This window comes from Nonomuraea sp. NPDC050394 (assembly GCF_044459065.1).
Classification (GTDB): domain Bacteria; phylum Actinomycetota; class Actinomycetes; order Streptosporangiales; family Streptosporangiaceae; genus Nonomuraea.
This window is the reverse complement of the sequence record NZ_JBITIO010000006.1, coordinates 549532-564266: the sequence shown is the minus strand read 5'-3', so window position 1 is coordinate 564266 and position 14735 is coordinate 549532. Positions and strand designations below refer to the sequence as shown.

Genomic DNA, 14735 nt, shown 5'->3' with positions numbered 1-14735 from the left:
CTTCAGCGCCGTGACGGCCGTCGCGCGGCCCGCGCCACCTCGATCGGATGGGTGAGCTGCGGGTAGTGACCGGCGCCGGGGATCTCGGTCACCGGATGCCCGGCCGTCAGGGTGAGCGGGTCGGCCGAGCCGGCCACGATGTGGACCGGGACGTCCACGCGCTCCAGCAGGGCCCGGATTTGCTCGCGCTCGGCGAAGGCGGTGCGCATGGCCGCGACCATGCGGCGCGCCACCCCGGGACGGCGCAGGTCGGCCGCGGCGCTCGCCACCTCAGGACTCTCGGCAACCCCGAGGATCCCGGCCAGCCGGGCGGCCGACATGCGACGCAGCGTCGGTACGGCCAGCCCCGAACGGGTGATCCGGGCGGCGGGAGCCTGCAGGAAGGCCGGGGCGATGAGGACGACAGCGCCGACGCGCTCCGGATGCCCGGCGGCGAAGCGCAGCGCGGGCCCGCAGGCCAGCGAGTGCGCGACCAGCACGGGACGGGTGCCCACCGGACCCATCAGAGCCTCCAGCCAGGCGTCCGCCGACGGGGCGGGCGCCGAACGGCCCAGACCGGGCAGGTCGGGCGCCAGGACCGGGCCGTCGAGGTGCGCGGCCACCGGCGCCCAAAGGTCGGCGTTCATCGGCAGCCCGTGCAGCAGGACGTACGCGGGCCGGTGCCGTTCCCCGGTGATCCAGGTGCGGCCGCCCGCGACGTCGTGGAACCCGTACGGGCGCAGCGCGGGCGTCGCGGCGCCGAAGCGCGTGCCCACCAGGTCGTCGGCCCACGCCCGCAGCACGTCGTCGACCGGCGGCGTCCGCAGGCCCGCGCCCGTGGCGAAGGCACGGGCCGAAGCCGTCGGGTAGCGCTCGGCCGACAGGAACGACAGCGTCTCGGGGTCGGCCCCGGTCAGCGCGCGCGGCAGGCGCCGCAGCAGCCCGGCCGGGATGGAGCGCCGGGGCGCCCGCACCCCGAGGTGGGCGGCGATCAGCCCGATCAGCTCGGGCAGGTGCGGGGTGGCGTCGTCGAGCACCCAGTAGTGCTCGCCCGCGGGACCGCCCGGGATCTCCGCCAGGAACCGCGCGAAGTATCCGGCCTCGACGACCGGGACGAAGGTGGCGGTGCCGCCGGGCAGCGCGGGCAGCCTGCCGTTCCACAGGTCCCGCACGAGGGTGGCCGGGCCGATGTACTGGCCGGGCCCGATCACGGCGCTGGGGTTGGCGATGGTCAGCGGCACTCCGAGCCGCGCGGCGGCGGCGCGCACCGCCAGGTCGCCCTCGATCTTCGAGGCCTCGTACGCGCCGAGGGCCGCGTAGTCCGGCGGCCCGCTCGCCGCGCTCACCCGGTACCCGCTGACGTGCACGAGGCGGCGCAGATCCGGCAGCGTGGCGGCCCAGTGGAGCACGTTGAGCGCCCCGGTCACGTTGGCCGCCCGTGCCGCCTGCCTGGTGAGGCCGAAGGCGTAGCGCCCGGCGGTGTTGTAGACGTCGCGCGCGGCGGGCAGCCCGGAGAGGGGCCGCGTGATGTCGGCGGTGACGACGCTCAGCCCGCCCGTGCCGGCGCCGCGGGCGCCCAGCCACGCCGTGAGGGTGTCCTCGCGTACGGCCGCCGCCACCCGCTGCCCCCTTGCCAGCAGTTCGGCGACCAGGTGGCGGCCGATGAAGCCGCTCGCGCCGAAGACGATCGCGTCCACAACACTCCTTGAATAGATCGATCTACATATTTTCTGGCCGGTAAAGAGCCCGCCGGGTCCACGGCGGGCGAGTTCAGCGCAGCAGGGCGGCGATCTGGCGGGAGACGCGGTTCAGCGGTTCTCTGTCGCGGTGTGTCCTGGCCAGCAGGAGCGCGCCCTCGACGAGCGCGAGAATGGTGAGCGCGAGGTCGTCGGCGTCAGGACGGCCCTGCAGCCGGGCGCGCAGGGCGGCCTCCCAGGAGCGGTAGACCTGCGAGCACGCCTGCTGCAGCGGGTCGCTGCTGGCGGCGGTCTCCAGCGCGACGGTGGCCACCGGGCAGCCTTTGCTCCAGCCCGACTCCTCCAGCCGGTCGCCCAGGTGGCGCAGCATGCCCTCGGCGAACTCGGCCACCGTGGGGCTGGTGGCGGCCAGGTGGTCCATGGCCTCGCCGATGCTCTGGCCGGCGCGCCGTACCGACTCGGCGACCAGCTGGTCCTTGCCGCCGGGGAAGTGGAAGTAGAGCGAGCCGCGGGGGGCGCCGCTGAGCGCGATGACCTGGTTGAGCCCGGCGCCGCAGTATCCGGCGGCCTCGACGAGGTCTTGTGTCGCGTCCAGCAGGCGCTCGCGCGTCTCGGCCCCCTTGTGTCCCATACCGCACAAACTAGACCGGTCTACATATTTCGTCAATTCAGGCGGTGAACTCCTTGCCCCAGTCGTAGGTGAGCCAGCGCTCGGGGCGTACCCGGACGGTCTGCATCGAGCGGATGTATCCCTCGGCCGAGGTGAAGAACCGCTCCCCCGCCTCGGGCCCCAGGTACCGGATCGACCAGCGGCGGTACTCCCGCAGGTCGACCGGCTCGTAGCCGAGCACCGGCCCCTCGATCGTGACGTACTTGTAGGGCATCTCTTCCTGCTGCACCGTGAACGTCACCCGTCCGGCGGCCCGGATCTGGGCCATCTTGCGGCTGTCCGGGCCGGTGGCGAAGGTGAGCTCGCCGCCGGGCTCGTAGCCGTACCAGATGGGCACCGCCATCGGGCCGGCGCCGTCGGCGTCGGCCACGCTCAGCACCCCGATGTGCGTGCCGGCCAGGAAGCTCTCCCGCTCGTCCGTCGTCATGCGCGTCGACATCATCGGCTCCTCATCGTTGGTGGATCGACACCCGTCATCCTTCTGGGCGCCGCGCACGATCGGCTGCGGACTCGCTGGGGGTATGCCGTCGGCTGAACCAGGGCCTCAGGCGCGCGGGTGGAAGAGCAGTGCCTCCTCGCCCGGACGGCAGATCAGTTGCAGGCCGACGGGCAGGCCGGCCGCCGTACCCGCCGGGAGGGACAGGGCGGGCAGGCCCAGCACGTTCCATGGGCTGGTCAGTGCCAGCAGTGTGGCGCGGACGGCCGCCGGACGGCCGCCGACGTCGGTTTCGCGCTGTCCGATGAGCGGGGCGGTGATGGGCACGGTCGGCAGGGCCAGCACGTCGTGGTGCTCGAACAGCGCCTGTGCGGCCTCGGCCAGGCCCGCGCGCGCGTCCATCGCCCGGACGTAGCGCCAGCCGGGCATCTCCAGGGCGGCGCGCAGGCGCTCCAGGGTCTCCGGTTCGTAGCGTTCGGGCGCGGCGGCCAGGCGGCCGGCGTGCACGGCGCCCGCCTCGCAGCTGTGCATGGCGGCGTAGGTCTCGCGCAGGGCGTCGGCGAGGCCTTCGGGCCAGCCGATCTCCGGCGGGGAGCCGGCCGCCTCGCGGGCGAGCCGTACCACCCGCGGGTCGAGCGCGGACAGCCCGGACGGGTCGAGCCAGGCCACGCGCGGGGCCCCGGCCCGTCCGCCGTCACCTGCCCGTCCGCTGTCATCCGCCCGTCCGCCCTCGTCTGCCGGGGCGTTGCCGTCGCCGGTCAGGCAGCGGTAGGCCAGCAGGCACTCGCGCGCCGAACCGGCCAGGACGCCGACGTGGTCGAAGGAGCGGGCCAAGGGGAAGACGCCGTCGGCCGGGATCGCGCCGTAGGCGGGCTTGAATCCCGCCACCCCGCACAACGCGGCCGGGATGCGGACCGATCCGCCGGTGTCGGTGCCCAGCGCGAGCGGCACCAGGCCCGCCGCCACCGCGGCCGCGCTGCCGGCGCTGGAGCCGCCGGTCATCCGCGCCGGGTCGCGGGGGTTGCGCACCGGGCCGGTGGCCGACACGTCGCCCGTGGGGCCGTAGGCGAACTCGTGGGTCGTGGTCGTGCCCACGATGACCGCCCCGGCCGCGCGCAGCCGTTTCACGCAGGTGGCGTCGGCGGGCGCGCGGTGGGTGGCGAAGTGCCGCGATCCCATGGTGAGCGGCAGTCCGGCCACGCCGATGAGGTCCTTCACCGCGACGGGCACGCCGTGCAGCGGCCCTCGATCGGTTCCGGCGGCCCGTTCGTCGTCGGCCCGCCGCGCCGCGGCGCGGGCGCCCGCGGCATCGACGGTGACGAACGCGTTGAGCGTGGCGCCGGGCCCGGCGATCGCGTCCAGGGCCAGCTCGGTGAGCTCGGCCGACGTGGTGCGCGCCCGGCGCAGGTCCTGGGCGAGGCCGTCGATGGTACGGCCGGCGAAGGGGCCGGTCATGGGGACCTTTCCGCGGCAGAGGGATCTTCGTGCAGATCCCCCTGCATACCACCGGGCCCCCGGCAGGCGCGAGCCCCCTCCGGCGGTGGTGGCCGAGCGTACCAGCGCGCGTTTTCCCTCACCGCGTGCGGCGTCGAGCGCGGGCGGGCCGGAAGCGGACGGGGTCAGAAGTAGCCGGGCCGGGCGACGCGGCCGCGGAAGGCCCACCACAGGAAGACCTGGTAGCCGAGGATGACCGGGACGATCACGACGCCGAAGCCGGTCAGGATCTGCAGCGTCGCGCCGTCGGCCGCCGACTCCGCCAGCGTCAGGCCGGCGCCCGGCGTGACGGAGGAGACCAGCAGGTACGGGTAGTTGGCCAGGCCCGTGGCCACGACCGGGAGCCCGGCGGCGGCCGCGGTGGCGGTGAAGGCCAGGCCGGGCCGGGCGGCGGCCAGGGCGGCGCGGGCGCCCGCCAGCAGGGCAGGAAGGGCCAGGGCCGCCACGACGGCCGGCACCGCGTTGGCCGGCCGGACACCGAGCGCCGGCGCGGCGGCGGCCGTCGCCATCGACGCGATCATCGCCCACGCCGCCGCCCGCCGGGCGAAGGCGGCGCCGCGGGCGGCCACCTGCCCGCCGGCGCGCAGGGCCAGGAAGGCGCCGCCGTGCCCGGCGAAGACCAGAACAGTGGTCAGGCCGCACAGCAGGACGAAGGGGTGCAGGACCTCGCCCGCCGACAGGGTGAAGCTGTGGCCGCCGTGCAGCGGAACGCCGGTCAGCAGCAGCCCGATCAGCATGCCGAGCGCCATCGCGGGGATGAGCCCGCCGGCGGTGAGCAGGACGTCCCAGACGCGCCTGCCCGGCGCGCCGCCGCCACGGCCGCGCAGCTGGAGCGCGCTCTTGCCGGCGACCAGGCCGAGCAGCAGCGCCACGATCAGCGGGTAGGCGCCCGACAGCAGAGTTCCTTCGAGGATGGGGAAGGCGCCGAACAGCACGCCCGCGGCGCCGATCAGCCAGACCTCGTTGCCGAAGAAGAACGGGCCGAGGGCGGCGAGCGTCTGACGGCGCGCGCTCTCCTCACGCCCGGTGAACGGCAGCGCGAGCTGGACGCCGTAGTCGTAGCCGCCGAGGATGAAGTATCCGGTGAGCAGGAAGCCCAGGATCGCCAGCCAGAGAATGTCCATGGAGCCGTTTCCTCTCAGAAGGTGGGACGCGCCTGGGCCGGCTGCCCGAGGTCGGCGGCGTGGGGGCCGCGGCGGGCGTGGCGGATGATCAGCGTCCAGTCGGCCACCGCGAGCGCGCCCAGCACGAGCGCGAAACTGAGCAGCGAGGTGAGCATCGCGCCGTGGCCGACGCCCGGCGACAGGGCCTGGGCGGTGGTGAGCTCGCCGTAGACGACCCACGGCTGGCGGCCGGTCTCACGCAGGACCCAGCCGCCCACCGAGGCCAGGAACGGCAGCGGGATCGCGACGATCAGCACCCGGTGCAGCGGGCGGGTCAGGCGCCCGCCGTAGCGCAGGGCGGCGCCCATGAGCAGCGCGACGCCGGCGTAGATGGGCAGCCGGTGGGGGCCCGCCTCGCCGAAGGCGACGCCGCCGGCGAACTCTCCCGCGGGCAGCGCCGCCAGCAGGGTGACCACGACGGCGACGGGCGCGCGCCGGGTCAGGCGCTCCCGGAAGACGATCATGACGGCGAACAGCGCGATGAGGCCCAGGACGTAGCCGAGCCAGAGCATCGCGTACTGGCCCCACACGGCCCAGTGCGGCGGGACGTAGTCGCCGGGGCCGTGGGCGGCCCGCATGGCGCTCTGCAACTGCGCCACGCCCGCGCCGCCGGACAGCAGGCCGAGCTTCATCGGCTGCGTCGCGGCCAGCAGGGGGTACTGCAGGGCGCCGACGACGTAGACGGCCAGGCTCGCCACGGCCGCGACCAGCGCGCCCCGGCGCAGCGGGCGGCGGAACTCCTGCCGGCCGCGCAGCAGGTGGTGGGCGCTGATCCCGGCGACGAAGACGCCGCCCGTCAGCAGCGCCGCGGCCATCACGTGGCCGAGCGCGACCAGGGCGCTGGGGTTGGTCAGCAGGGCGGCGAAGTCGGTGAGGTAGGCCACGCCGTCGCGGATGACGTATCCGGTGGGGGCCTGCATGAAGCCGTTGGCGACCAGCACCCAGTACGCCGAGGCGTAGGCGGTCAGCGCCACCAGCCAGATCATGCCCGCGTGCAGCCAGGGCCGCAGCCGCCCCCACCCGAAGATCCACATGCCGAGGAAGGTGGACTCGGCGAAGAAGGCGATGAGCGTCTCCAGGGCCAGCGGGGCGCCGAAGACATTGCCGGTGAACTTGCTCAGCCCGCTCCAGTTCAGCCCGAACTGAAACTCCATCACCAGCCCCGTCGCGATGCCCAGCGCGTAGTTGATCACATAGAGCTGGCCCCAGAACCGGGTCATGCGCTCGCGGGCGGCTTTGGTCTGCGGGTCGCGGGCGCGTACCGCCGAGGTGTGCATGAGCGCCACCAGCGGGACGAGGCCGAGCGTGAGAATGACGAACAGCCAGTGCACGCCGGTGGTGAGGGCGAACTGGAGACGGGCCAGATCCAAGATGTCCACGCCGCCGACCGTAGGCAACCTCGGCATATGCTGTCCAAGACCGAAATATCCATCAGTTCATAGCTTTAGAGGCATAATGGATCTGCTGCCGCTGCGTTACTTCCAGGCCGTGGCCCGGCACGAGCACATCAGCCGCGCCGCCGAGGAACTGCGGGTGGCCCAGCCGTCGCTCAGCCGGACCATCGCCCGTCTCGAAGCCGACCTCGGGGTGCCGCTGTTCGACCGGCAGGGGCGCCGGGTGCGGCTCAACCGGTTCGGCGCGGCGTTCCTGCGGCGGGTGGATCGGGCGCTGGGCGAGCTGGAGGACGGGCGGCGCGAGCTGGCCGACGCCGCGGGCCTGACCCGGGGCAGCGTGTCGGTGGCCTCGGAGACACTGATCATGCTCGTCGAGCCGGTCAAAAGCTTCATCGCCGCGCACCCGGGGGTCGGCGTGCGCCTGTTGCAGTCCGACACCGACACGATGGCGCAACGGCTGCGCGAGGGCGAGGTCGACCTCTGCCTGACCTCACAGCCGCTGGAGGGCGCCGGGTTCGGCGAGCGGGTGTTTCCCGCCGAGCAGGTGCTGCTCGCGGTGTCGCCCTCCCACCGGCTGGCCGGGCGTACCCACGCCACGATGGCCGACCTGCGCGGTGAGCGCGTCGCGACCACTCCCCCGGGCCACTGGCAGCGCACGATGATCGAGCGGCTGTTCGCCGCGGCGGGCATGGAGCCGGTGTACGCGTGCGAGGCCAACGAGGCCTACGCCGTCGTCGAGCTGGTCAGCGCCGGATTGGCCATCGGCTTCGTCCCGGCCTGGTCGGCCGCCAACCCGGCGGGCCCGCCGATCGTCCTGCTGCGCCTGGACGCGCCCGGCTGCGAGCGCGTCCAGCGGCTCATCTGGCGGGAGCGGGCGTATCTGTCGGCCGCGGCCCGCCAGTTTCGCGAGCACCTGCTGGCCGCCCTCCTGCCCGGGGGCTAACGGCCGAGCGGCACGCGCTCCTCGTGGCTGGTCGCGCCGTGGAAGCCGCCGTCGGCCGAACGGGTGATGATCCCGGTCTCCACGCCGTTCGCGACCAGGCGGCGATCACCCTGCTGCAGGGCCAGGCAGATCCAGCGCGTGAGGGCGAAGGCGAGGATCGGACCGGCGACGACGGCGACCTGGAAGGCGACCGTCACGGCCTCGAGCGACAGCTGGAACTGGTGGGCGAGCTGGTCGTTGGACGCGGCCGCCCACAGCAGGCCGTAGAAGGTGACGCCGGCGGCGGCCAGCGCGGTGCGCACGGCGGCCTCGCGGGGGCGCTGCAGGATGTCGTGCCGGGCCCTGCCCTTCCTGACGCGGGCGCTGGTCTTGGGGCGGCCCTCGGCATCGCGCCGGGTACGGCGTTCGGCCAGGCGGCGCTCCAGCAGGGGGTAGCCGGCCAGGACGGTGAAGAAGACGCCGGGCACGGCCAGGGTCGGCACCAGGACCGCGAGGCTGAGGGTGTAACCGAAGACGGTGGCCTCCCAGGCGGGCATGAGCCGCAGGGCGCCGTCGAGGAAGCCCATATACCAGTCGGGCACCGATCCGGCCGAGACGTGGGTGGGGTTGGCGGGGCCGTACAGCCAGATGGGGGCGACCTGGAAGGCCAGCCCGAGCACGAGCAGCACGCCGACGGTCGTCAGCGCCATGATCGGGCGGGCGCGGCGGCGGCCGGGGGCCGCGTCGGCGAAGCGGGTGTGGCCGTTACGGCGCAGCAGCCGGGCGCGCACGGCCAGCAGCGCGATCATGACGGCGGGGATCACCAGGACGTGCGCCCAGTACAGGACGGTGATGACGTTCTCGCCGGGGAACTCGGTGCCGAACAGCAGGTACATGCCGTAGGAGCCGACGACGGGGATCGACTGCAGCACCGACTTGATCAGCCACAGGCTGCCGCCCGAGAGCATGTCGTCGGGCAGGATGTGCCCGGTCTCACCGGCCGCCATGGCCAGCGGCAGCAGCGTCACCCAGATCAGCCACTGCGCGGTGCGCGGGTGGCGGAAGGCGCCGGTGACGAACATGCGCAACAGCTGCAGCGCGACGGCGGCGGCGAACACCAGCGCCGCCCAGTGGTGCACCTGGCGGACCAGCAGGCCGCCGCGCACCTCCAGGCTCAGGTGCATCGTCGAGTCGAACGCCTTGCTGACCGGGATGCCGCGCAGCGGGGTGTAGACGCCGTCGTACAGCACGCGCGCGCTGCTGGGATCGAAGAACACCATGAGGAAAAGTCCCGTGACCAGCAGCACGACGAACGACCAGATGGCGATCTCGGCGAACATGAAGGTCCAGTGGGAGAACTGGAAGGTACGGCCTTTGGCCGGCAACAGACGCATGGAAGCCCCCTCGTCTCGTCTCATCACCTTGACGAAACAGGGCGGGCGGACGTGACGCCCCCGCGGGTGATACGCATCACGCGCGCCTCCCGCGCGTCCGGGCCCTCAGGACAGGCGGCGGGTCAGGTGCACGCTCACCTCGTCACCGAGCCCCTTGCCGATGATCTTCCGGAAGGGGGCGCGCAGCGGCATCATGTGGCTGCCGCCGCCGATCGGCAGCAGGGTCGCCTCGTAGGCGTGGCCGTCCACGGTGCCGGCCACCTTGACGGCCTTTCCGGTGCCGAACAGGGCGGCCGAGCCGGGCATCCGCACGCAGGGCCAGCCGCTGTTGGAGTCGGCGACGACCGGCGCGGTGAAGGTGGTGTCGATGGGCTCAGCCATGGTGGGTTCCTCCGTCGTGGGTCAGGGCCGCGACGCCGGCCCCGGTCAGCTCCCGCGACCGGGTGGGGCGTCCGGAGACGGCCAGCAGCAGCGCCAGGGCGCTGCCGCGCACCTGCGGGCCGTCGCCGGCGTCGAGGTCGGTGTCGGTGGCGATCAGGCGCAGGCCCTCGGCCCGCTGGCGGCCGCCGCCCTGGCCGACGCTGGTGCGCAGCTGGTAGCGCAGCGCGGCGGCGACGGGCTCGGGCGGGTAGCGGCGGGTCAGGCCGAGCGGGCGGCGGATGTCCTCGGCGTGGACGAACGCCTCCACCAGCCGGGTGGCCTTCGGCGCCGGGGCGCCGGTGGTGCGGTGGCTGACCGCGCGGAAGGCGGCGAGCGTCTCGCGCGGGTCGTCGGCGCGCTCGCGGGCCAGGCCCGCCTGGTTGTAGCGGTCGAAGTCGAAGCGGGCGGCGGCCAGGCGCAGCATGAAGGTGGCCGGGGTGGTCTTGGCGTCGTCGATGAGGTGGGCCAGGACGTCGTGGACGTCCCAGCCGGGACACAGGGACGGCGTGGCCCACCGCTCGGCGGGGACGTCCTGCAGGTCCCGGATCAGCGCCTGGCGTTCGGCGTGGACCGCGGGCCAGATCTCGTTCACGTCTCCCCCTCCTCGGTAACTGAACTGAACTGTACAGGACAGCTACTCCTGTACTTAAGGGTTCAGTTAGAGGTAGGATGCGGGACGTGGGCACAGACAGCACCAGGACGGCGGCGCCGACGGGCAAGCGCGCCGAACGCAACCGGCAGGCCATCGTGGCCGCCGCGCGCGAGATGTTCACCCGCGACGGCTTCGAGGCCGGCATGGACCTGATCGCCGCCCGGGCCGGCGTGTCCAAGGTGACCGTCTACAACCACTTCGGCAGCAAGGAAGAGCTGTTCACCGAGGTCATCGGCCTGGCGATGGGCGAGGCGCACGCCACGATGGCCCAGGTCAGAACCGAGCTGGCCGGCACCGGGGACGCGCGCGCGTCACTGCTGCACACCGCCCGCGCCCTGGTGGGCGCCGCCACCGACCCGTCCAGGCTGGCGCTGCGCAACCTCGTCACCGGCGAGCTGCGCCGTTTTCCCGAGCTCGCCCGCGCCTACCAGGAGCACGGCCCGTCCCGCTCGGCCCACGAGCTGGGCGCGCTGTTCGGCGACCTGTGCGCGCGCGGCCAGCTCGAGATCGACGACACCGAGCTGGCCGTGCTGCAGTTCTTCAGCCTGACCGTCTACCCCCACCTGATCGCCGGTTCCATCGGCGCCGCCCTGCCCCCGGACCTCGCCGACCGGCTGATCACCGACGGGGTGGAGACGTTCCTGCGCCGTTACGCCGCCTGAGCGCTGCGCCGCCTGAGCCGCTGCGGCGGCTGAGCGCTCAGCCGCTGACGGAGGCGGTCCTGAGCGCTCAGGCGCCGACGTAGTCGGCCAGGTGCTCGCCGGTCAGGGTGGAGCGGGCGGCGACCAGGTCGGCCGGGGTGCCCTCGAAGACGATCCGGCCGCCGTCATGTCCGGCGCCGGGGCCGAGGTCGATGATCCAGTCGGCGTGCGCCATGACCGCCTGGTGGTGCTCGATGACGATCACCGACTTGCCCGAGTCGACCAGGCGGTCCAGCAGGGCGAGCATCTGCTCGACGTCGGCCAGGTGCAGGCCCGTGGTCGGCTCGTCGAGCAGGTAGACGCCGCCCTTGTCGGCCATGTGCGTGGCCAGCTTCAGCCGCTGCCGCTCCCCGCCCGACAGCGTGTTGAGCGGCTGGCCGAGGCTCAGGTAGCCGAGCCCGACGTCGGCCAGGCGGCCGAGGATGGCGTGCGCCGCCGGGGTGCTCGCCTCGCCCGCGGCGAAGAACTCCAGGGCCTCGGTCACGGGCATCGCCAGCACCTGGCTGATGTCGCGGCCACCGAAGTGGTACTCCAGCACCGAGGCCTGGAAGCGCTTGCCCTCGCACTCCTCGCACGGGGTGTCGACGCCGGCCATCATGCCGAGGTCGACGTAGATGACGCCGGAGCCGTTGCAGTTGGGGCAGGCGCCTTCGGAATTGGCGCTGAACAGGGCCGGCTTGACGCCGTTGGCCTTGGCGAACGCCTTGCGGATCGGCTCCAGCAGCCCGGTGTAGGTGGCCGGGTTGCTGCGGCGCGAGCCGCGTACCGGAGCCTGGTCGACCGAGACGACACCCGCCGAGGCCGGGATGGAGCCGTGCAGCAGCGAGCTCTTGCCCGAGCCCGCCACGCCCGTCACGGCGCACAGGACGCCGAGCGGGATGTCGACGTCGACGTCCTGGAGGTTGTGGCGGGTGGCGCCGCGGATCTCCAGCCTGCCCGTGGGCGTGCGGGCAGAGTCCTTCAGCCGGGCGCGGTCGTCCAGGTGGCGGCCGGTGATCGTGCCGGCCGCGCGCAGGCCCTCGATGGTGCCCTCGTAGCAGATGGTGCCGCCGGCCGTACCGGCGCCGGGGCCGAGGTCGACGATGTGGTCGGCGATCGCGATCGCCTCAGGCTTGTGCTCCACGACCAGCACCGTGTTGCCCTTGTCGCGCAGGCGCAGCAGCAGTTCGTTCATCCGCTGGATGTCGTGCGGGTGCAGGCCGATGGTCGGCTCGTCGAAGACGTAGGTGACGTCGGTGAGGGAGGAGCCGAGGTGGCGGATCATCTTCACGCGCTGCGCCTCGCCGCCCGACAGCGTGCCCGCCGGCCGTTCCAGCGACAGGTAGCCCAGCCCGATCTCCACGAACGACTCCAGCGTGTGCAGCAGCTTGGCCAGCAGCGGCGCCACCGTCGGCTCGTCCAGGCCGCGCACCCACTCGGCCAGGTCGCTGATCTGCATCGCGCATGCCTCGGCGATGTTCATGCCCTTGATCCGCGAGGACCGCGCCAGGTCACTCAGCCGCGTACCCCCGCATTCCGGGCAGGAGGCGAAGGTGACCGCCCGGTCCACGAAGGCCCGGATGTGCGGCTGCATCGCCTCGCGGTCCTTCGACAGGAACGACTTCTGGATCTTCGGGATCAGCCCCTCGTAGGTGTAGTTGCCGCCGTCGACCTTGACCTTGGTCGCCTCCTTGTACAGGAAGGCCTGCATCTCCCGCTTGGTGAAGTCACGGATCGGCTTGTTCGGGTCGACGAACCCCGACTCGGCGTAGATCCGCACCGTCCAGAAGCTGTCGGACTTCCAGCCGGGGATCGTGAACGCGCCCTCGGAGATCGACTTGGAGTCGTCATAGAGCTGGGTCAGGTCGATGTCGGAGACCTTGCCCCGGCCCTCGCAGCGCAGGCACATGCCGCCGGTGATGCTGAAGTCGCGCCGCTCCTTGACCGTGTTCCCGCCGCGCTCCAGCGTGACCGCGCCCGCCCCGCTGATCGAGGCGACGTTGAAGGAGAAGGCCTGGGGCGAGCCGATGTGCGGCTGCCCGAGCCGGCTGAACAGGATGCGCAGCATCGCGCTGGCGTCGGTGGCGGTGCCGACGGTCGAGCGCGGATCGGCGCCCATCCGCTGCTGGTCGACGATGATCGCGGTGGTCAGCCCGTCGAGCACGTCGGCCTCCGGCCGCGCCAGCGTCGGCATGAAGCCCTGCACGAACGCGCTGTAGGTCTCGTTGATCATCCGCTGCGACTCGGCGGCGATCGTGTTGAACACCAGCGAGCTCTTGCCCGAGCCCGACACGCCCGTGAACACCGTCAGGCGGCGCTTGGGGATCTCGACACTGACGTCCTTGAGGTTGTTGACGCGCGCGCCGTGCACGCGGATCAGGTCGTGGGTGTCGGCAGCGTGCGGCATCGTGTCTCCCTCGTGTTGTCCGCGGGGTCCCGTGCGGCCCGCCGTGTAGATTTAAGCAGTTTCTAGCTATAAGTCGGTTTTTTTCGGCGCGTGTGTCCCTCGGGTCACGCTAGGGGCGGCGCCGTACCGGATGCTTCTCCATTCCTGCTTGGTCTGGTCAAGGCTGTCCGGCGGGCCGGCAACAGCAGCACGCACGCGAGCGCCCCCAAGGCCACGGTGACCAGGCCCGAGCCGGCCAGCGTCACCCGCGGGCCCAGCGCGGTGGTGAGCGGCCCGCCCAGCGCGGTACCCAGCGGCGAGGCCGTCAGCAGCACAGCGCTGCGCGCCGCGAGCATCGCGGCCAGATGCCGCGGCGGCGAAGCCGTCTGCATCAGCGTCACCGACAACGCCACGAACGGCCCATAGACCACACCCCCCAGCGTGAAACACGCCACCGTCACCGCCACCGGAACATCGAACCCGAACGGCAGCAGCAACACCCCCCACCCGGCCACGATCACCACCATCACCGGCCACAACGGCAACCGGCGCAGCGCCCCCACCGCCAGCCCGCCGGCCACCGCCCCGATGCCGAACAGCATCCAGTACAGCCCCAGCAGCGTGCCCGGCGCCCCCAGATCCCGGCTCACGTGCAGCGGCAGCGCGACCTCGACCGGGCCGTACAGCAGATTGAAGAACCAGGTGAGCGCCAGCAACCCCAGCAACTCCGGATGCGAACGCAGCAACGCGAGCCCGCCCCGCGCCGCCGCCCGGTCGACCGGCGAGACCTGCCCCACCCGCGGCAGCCGGGTACGCGCGACCAGCACCGCCAGGAAGACATACGTCAGCGCGTCCAGGCCCAGCACCAGCGCGGCACTCACATACGTCACCAGCACACCGGCGATCGCGGGCCCCGCGATCGTGGCGGCGAAGCTGAGCGTGCTGACCACCGTGTTGCCCGCCAGCCGCTGCTCGGGCGGCAGCAACTCCGCCAGCAGCGTGTACTTGCCCGCGTTGCCCCACGCGTGCAGCAGCGAGGACACGGCCAGCAGCGCCACGCACACCCACGGCGTGAGCACCCCCGCCAGCCACGCGAGCGGCACCAGCCCGAGGAACACCCCGCGCACCACGTTGTCGGCCAGCAGCAGCCGCCGCGCCGGCACCCGGCGCAGCCGTCGCCCGAGCACCAGCGCCCCCACCACCCCCGGCAGCGTGTACGCCGCCACCGCGCCCCCGATCCACAACCCCGCGCTGCCCGGCGGCGCCAGCTCCATCGCCAGCCACGCCACCGCGACGAAACTCATCCCGTCCCCGAGATAGGACACGGCGAAGCCGCCGATCAGCCGCCGGAACACCCGGTTGGCCAGCACCGGCCGGTAGGCGGAGGGAAGCAGGCGGGGCAGCGTCATGGGGGTTCACCGTCAGGCCGGCATGGCTCGGGGGACACG

The 14735-nt window shown here is 73.0% G+C and carries 13 protein-coding genes; 2 read left to right on the top strand and 11 right to left on the bottom strand.

Annotated elements, in window-relative coordinates:
- Positions 1–2 precede the first annotated feature (2 nt).
- From ACIBKY_RS26350 to ACIBKY_RS26325, 6 genes are all read right to left on the bottom strand, one after another.
- Positions 3–1676, bottom strand: a complete 1674-nt coding sequence (locus ACIBKY_RS26350; protein WP_397100389.1) for an alpha/beta fold hydrolase — start codon at positions 1674–1676, stop codon at positions 3–5.
- Positions 1677–1749: 73 nt separating this feature from the next.
- Positions 1750–2307 carry a TetR/AcrR family transcriptional regulator gene (locus ACIBKY_RS26345; RefSeq protein WP_397100387.1) on the bottom strand — a complete coding sequence of 186 codons (558 nt, stop codon included), beginning with the start codon at positions 2305–2307 and terminating at the stop codon, positions 1750–1752.
- A gap of 37 nt (positions 2308–2344) precedes the next feature.
- Positions 2345–2785 (bottom strand): pyridoxamine 5'-phosphate oxidase family protein, encoded by a 441-nt coding sequence (locus ACIBKY_RS26340; protein WP_397100386.1) that lies wholly within the window; start codon positions 2783–2785, stop codon positions 2345–2347.
- Positions 2786–2890: 105 nt separating this feature from the next.
- Positions 2891–4237, bottom strand: coding sequence for an amidase (locus ACIBKY_RS26335; protein ID WP_397100384.1), 1347 nt, complete (start codon positions 4235–4237; stop codon positions 2891–2893).
- A 164-nt stretch (positions 4238–4401) separates the two neighbouring features.
- Positions 4402–5400, bottom strand: a complete 999-nt coding sequence (gene cydB, locus ACIBKY_RS26330) for a cytochrome d ubiquinol oxidase subunit II (protein ID WP_397100382.1) — start codon at positions 5398–5400, stop codon at positions 4402–4404.
- Positions 5401–5414: 14 nt separating this feature from the next.
- Entirely contained in the window at positions 5415–6818 is a 1404-nt protein-coding gene (locus ACIBKY_RS26325; RefSeq protein ID WP_397100380.1) for a cytochrome ubiquinol oxidase subunit I, read from the bottom strand.
- Between the two features lie 76 nt (positions 6819–6894).
- Here ACIBKY_RS26325 and ACIBKY_RS26320 point away from each other — a divergent pair, with 76 nt between their 5' ends.
- Positions 6895–7776, top strand: a complete 882-nt coding sequence (locus tag ACIBKY_RS26320; protein ID WP_397100378.1) for a LysR family transcriptional regulator — start codon at positions 6895–6897, stop codon at positions 7774–7776.
- Here ACIBKY_RS26320 and ACIBKY_RS26315 read toward each other — a convergent pair.
- The 3 genes from ACIBKY_RS26315 to ACIBKY_RS26305 form a co-directional block, all read right to left on the bottom strand.
- Positions 7773–9149 (bottom strand): cytochrome bc complex cytochrome b subunit, encoded by a 1377-nt coding sequence (locus ACIBKY_RS26315; RefSeq protein WP_397100376.1) that lies wholly within the window; start codon positions 9147–9149, stop codon positions 7773–7775. The genes ACIBKY_RS26320 and ACIBKY_RS26315 overlap by 4 nt on opposite strands.
- A gap of 105 nt (positions 9150–9254) precedes the next feature.
- Positions 9255–9530, bottom strand: coding sequence for a DUF1905 domain-containing protein (locus ACIBKY_RS26310; RefSeq protein WP_397100374.1), 276 nt, complete (start codon positions 9528–9530; stop codon positions 9255–9257).
- Entirely contained in the window at positions 9523–10161 is a 639-nt protein-coding gene (locus tag ACIBKY_RS26305) for a maleylpyruvate isomerase family mycothiol-dependent enzyme (RefSeq protein WP_397100372.1), read from the bottom strand. The genes ACIBKY_RS26310 and ACIBKY_RS26305 overlap by 8 nt, the downstream gene beginning before the upstream one ends.
- An 86-nt stretch (positions 10162–10247) precedes the next feature.
- Between ACIBKY_RS26305 and ACIBKY_RS26300 the strand changes: the two genes are divergently transcribed.
- Positions 10248–10883 carry a TetR/AcrR family transcriptional regulator gene (locus ACIBKY_RS26300; protein WP_397100370.1) on the top strand — a complete coding sequence of 212 codons (636 nt, stop codon included), beginning with the start codon at positions 10248–10250 and terminating at the stop codon, positions 10881–10883.
- A gap of 67 nt (positions 10884–10950) precedes the next feature.
- On the opposite strand, the gene ACIBKY_RS26295 is transcribed toward ACIBKY_RS26300, so the two are convergent.
- Both ACIBKY_RS26295 and ACIBKY_RS26290 read right to left on the bottom strand, forming a co-directional pair.
- Positions 10951–13308: an ATP-binding cassette domain-containing protein gene (locus ACIBKY_RS26295; protein ID WP_397100368.1), complete on the bottom strand. Its 2358-nt coding sequence runs from the start codon at positions 13306–13308 to the stop codon at positions 10951–10953.
- 104 nt (positions 13309–13412) lie between these two features.
- On the bottom strand, positions 13413–14696 hold the full coding sequence (locus tag ACIBKY_RS26290; RefSeq protein ID WP_397100366.1) for an MFS transporter: 1284 nt from the start codon (positions 14694–14696) through the stop codon (positions 13413–13415).
- Between the last annotated feature and the right edge of the window lie 39 nt (positions 14697–14735).

What these genes read in the sequence shown, in the direction of transcription:
- ACIBKY_RS26340 (WP_397100386.1), bottom strand. Translation starts at nt 2,785, where the DNA reads ATGTCGACGCGCATGACGACGGACGAGCGGGAGAGCTTCCTGGCCGGC.
- ACIBKY_RS26335 (WP_397100384.1), bottom strand. Translation starts at nt 4,237, where the DNA reads ATGACCGGCCCCTTCGCCGGCCGTACCATCGACGGCCTCGCCCAGGAC.
- ACIBKY_RS26320 (WP_397100378.1), top strand. Translation starts at nt 6,895, where the DNA reads ATGGATCTGCTGCCGCTGCGTTACTTCCAGGCCGTGGCCCGGCACGAG.
- ACIBKY_RS26345 (WP_397100387.1), bottom strand. Translation starts at nt 2,307, where the DNA reads ATGGGACACAAGGGGGCCGAGACGCGCGAGCGCCTGCTGGACGCGACA.
- ACIBKY_RS26315 (WP_397100376.1), bottom strand. Translation starts at nt 9,149, where the DNA reads ATGCGTCTGTTGCCGGCCAAAGGCCGTACCTTCCAGTTCTCCCACTGG.
- ACIBKY_RS26290 (WP_397100366.1), bottom strand. Translation starts at nt 14,696, where the DNA reads ATGACGCTGCCCCGCCTGCTTCCCTCCGCCTACCGGCCGGTGCTGGCC.
- ACIBKY_RS26295 (WP_397100368.1), bottom strand. Translation starts at nt 13,308, where the DNA reads ATGCCGCACGCTGCCGACACCCACGACCTGATCCGCGTGCACGGCGCG.
- ACIBKY_RS26310 (WP_397100374.1), bottom strand. Translation starts at nt 9,530, where the DNA reads ATGGCTGAGCCCATCGACACCACCTTCACCGCGCCGGTCGTCGCCGAC.
- cydB (WP_397100382.1), bottom strand. Translation starts at nt 5,400, where the DNA reads ATGGACATTCTCTGGCTGGCGATCCTGGGCTTCCTGCTCACCGGATAC.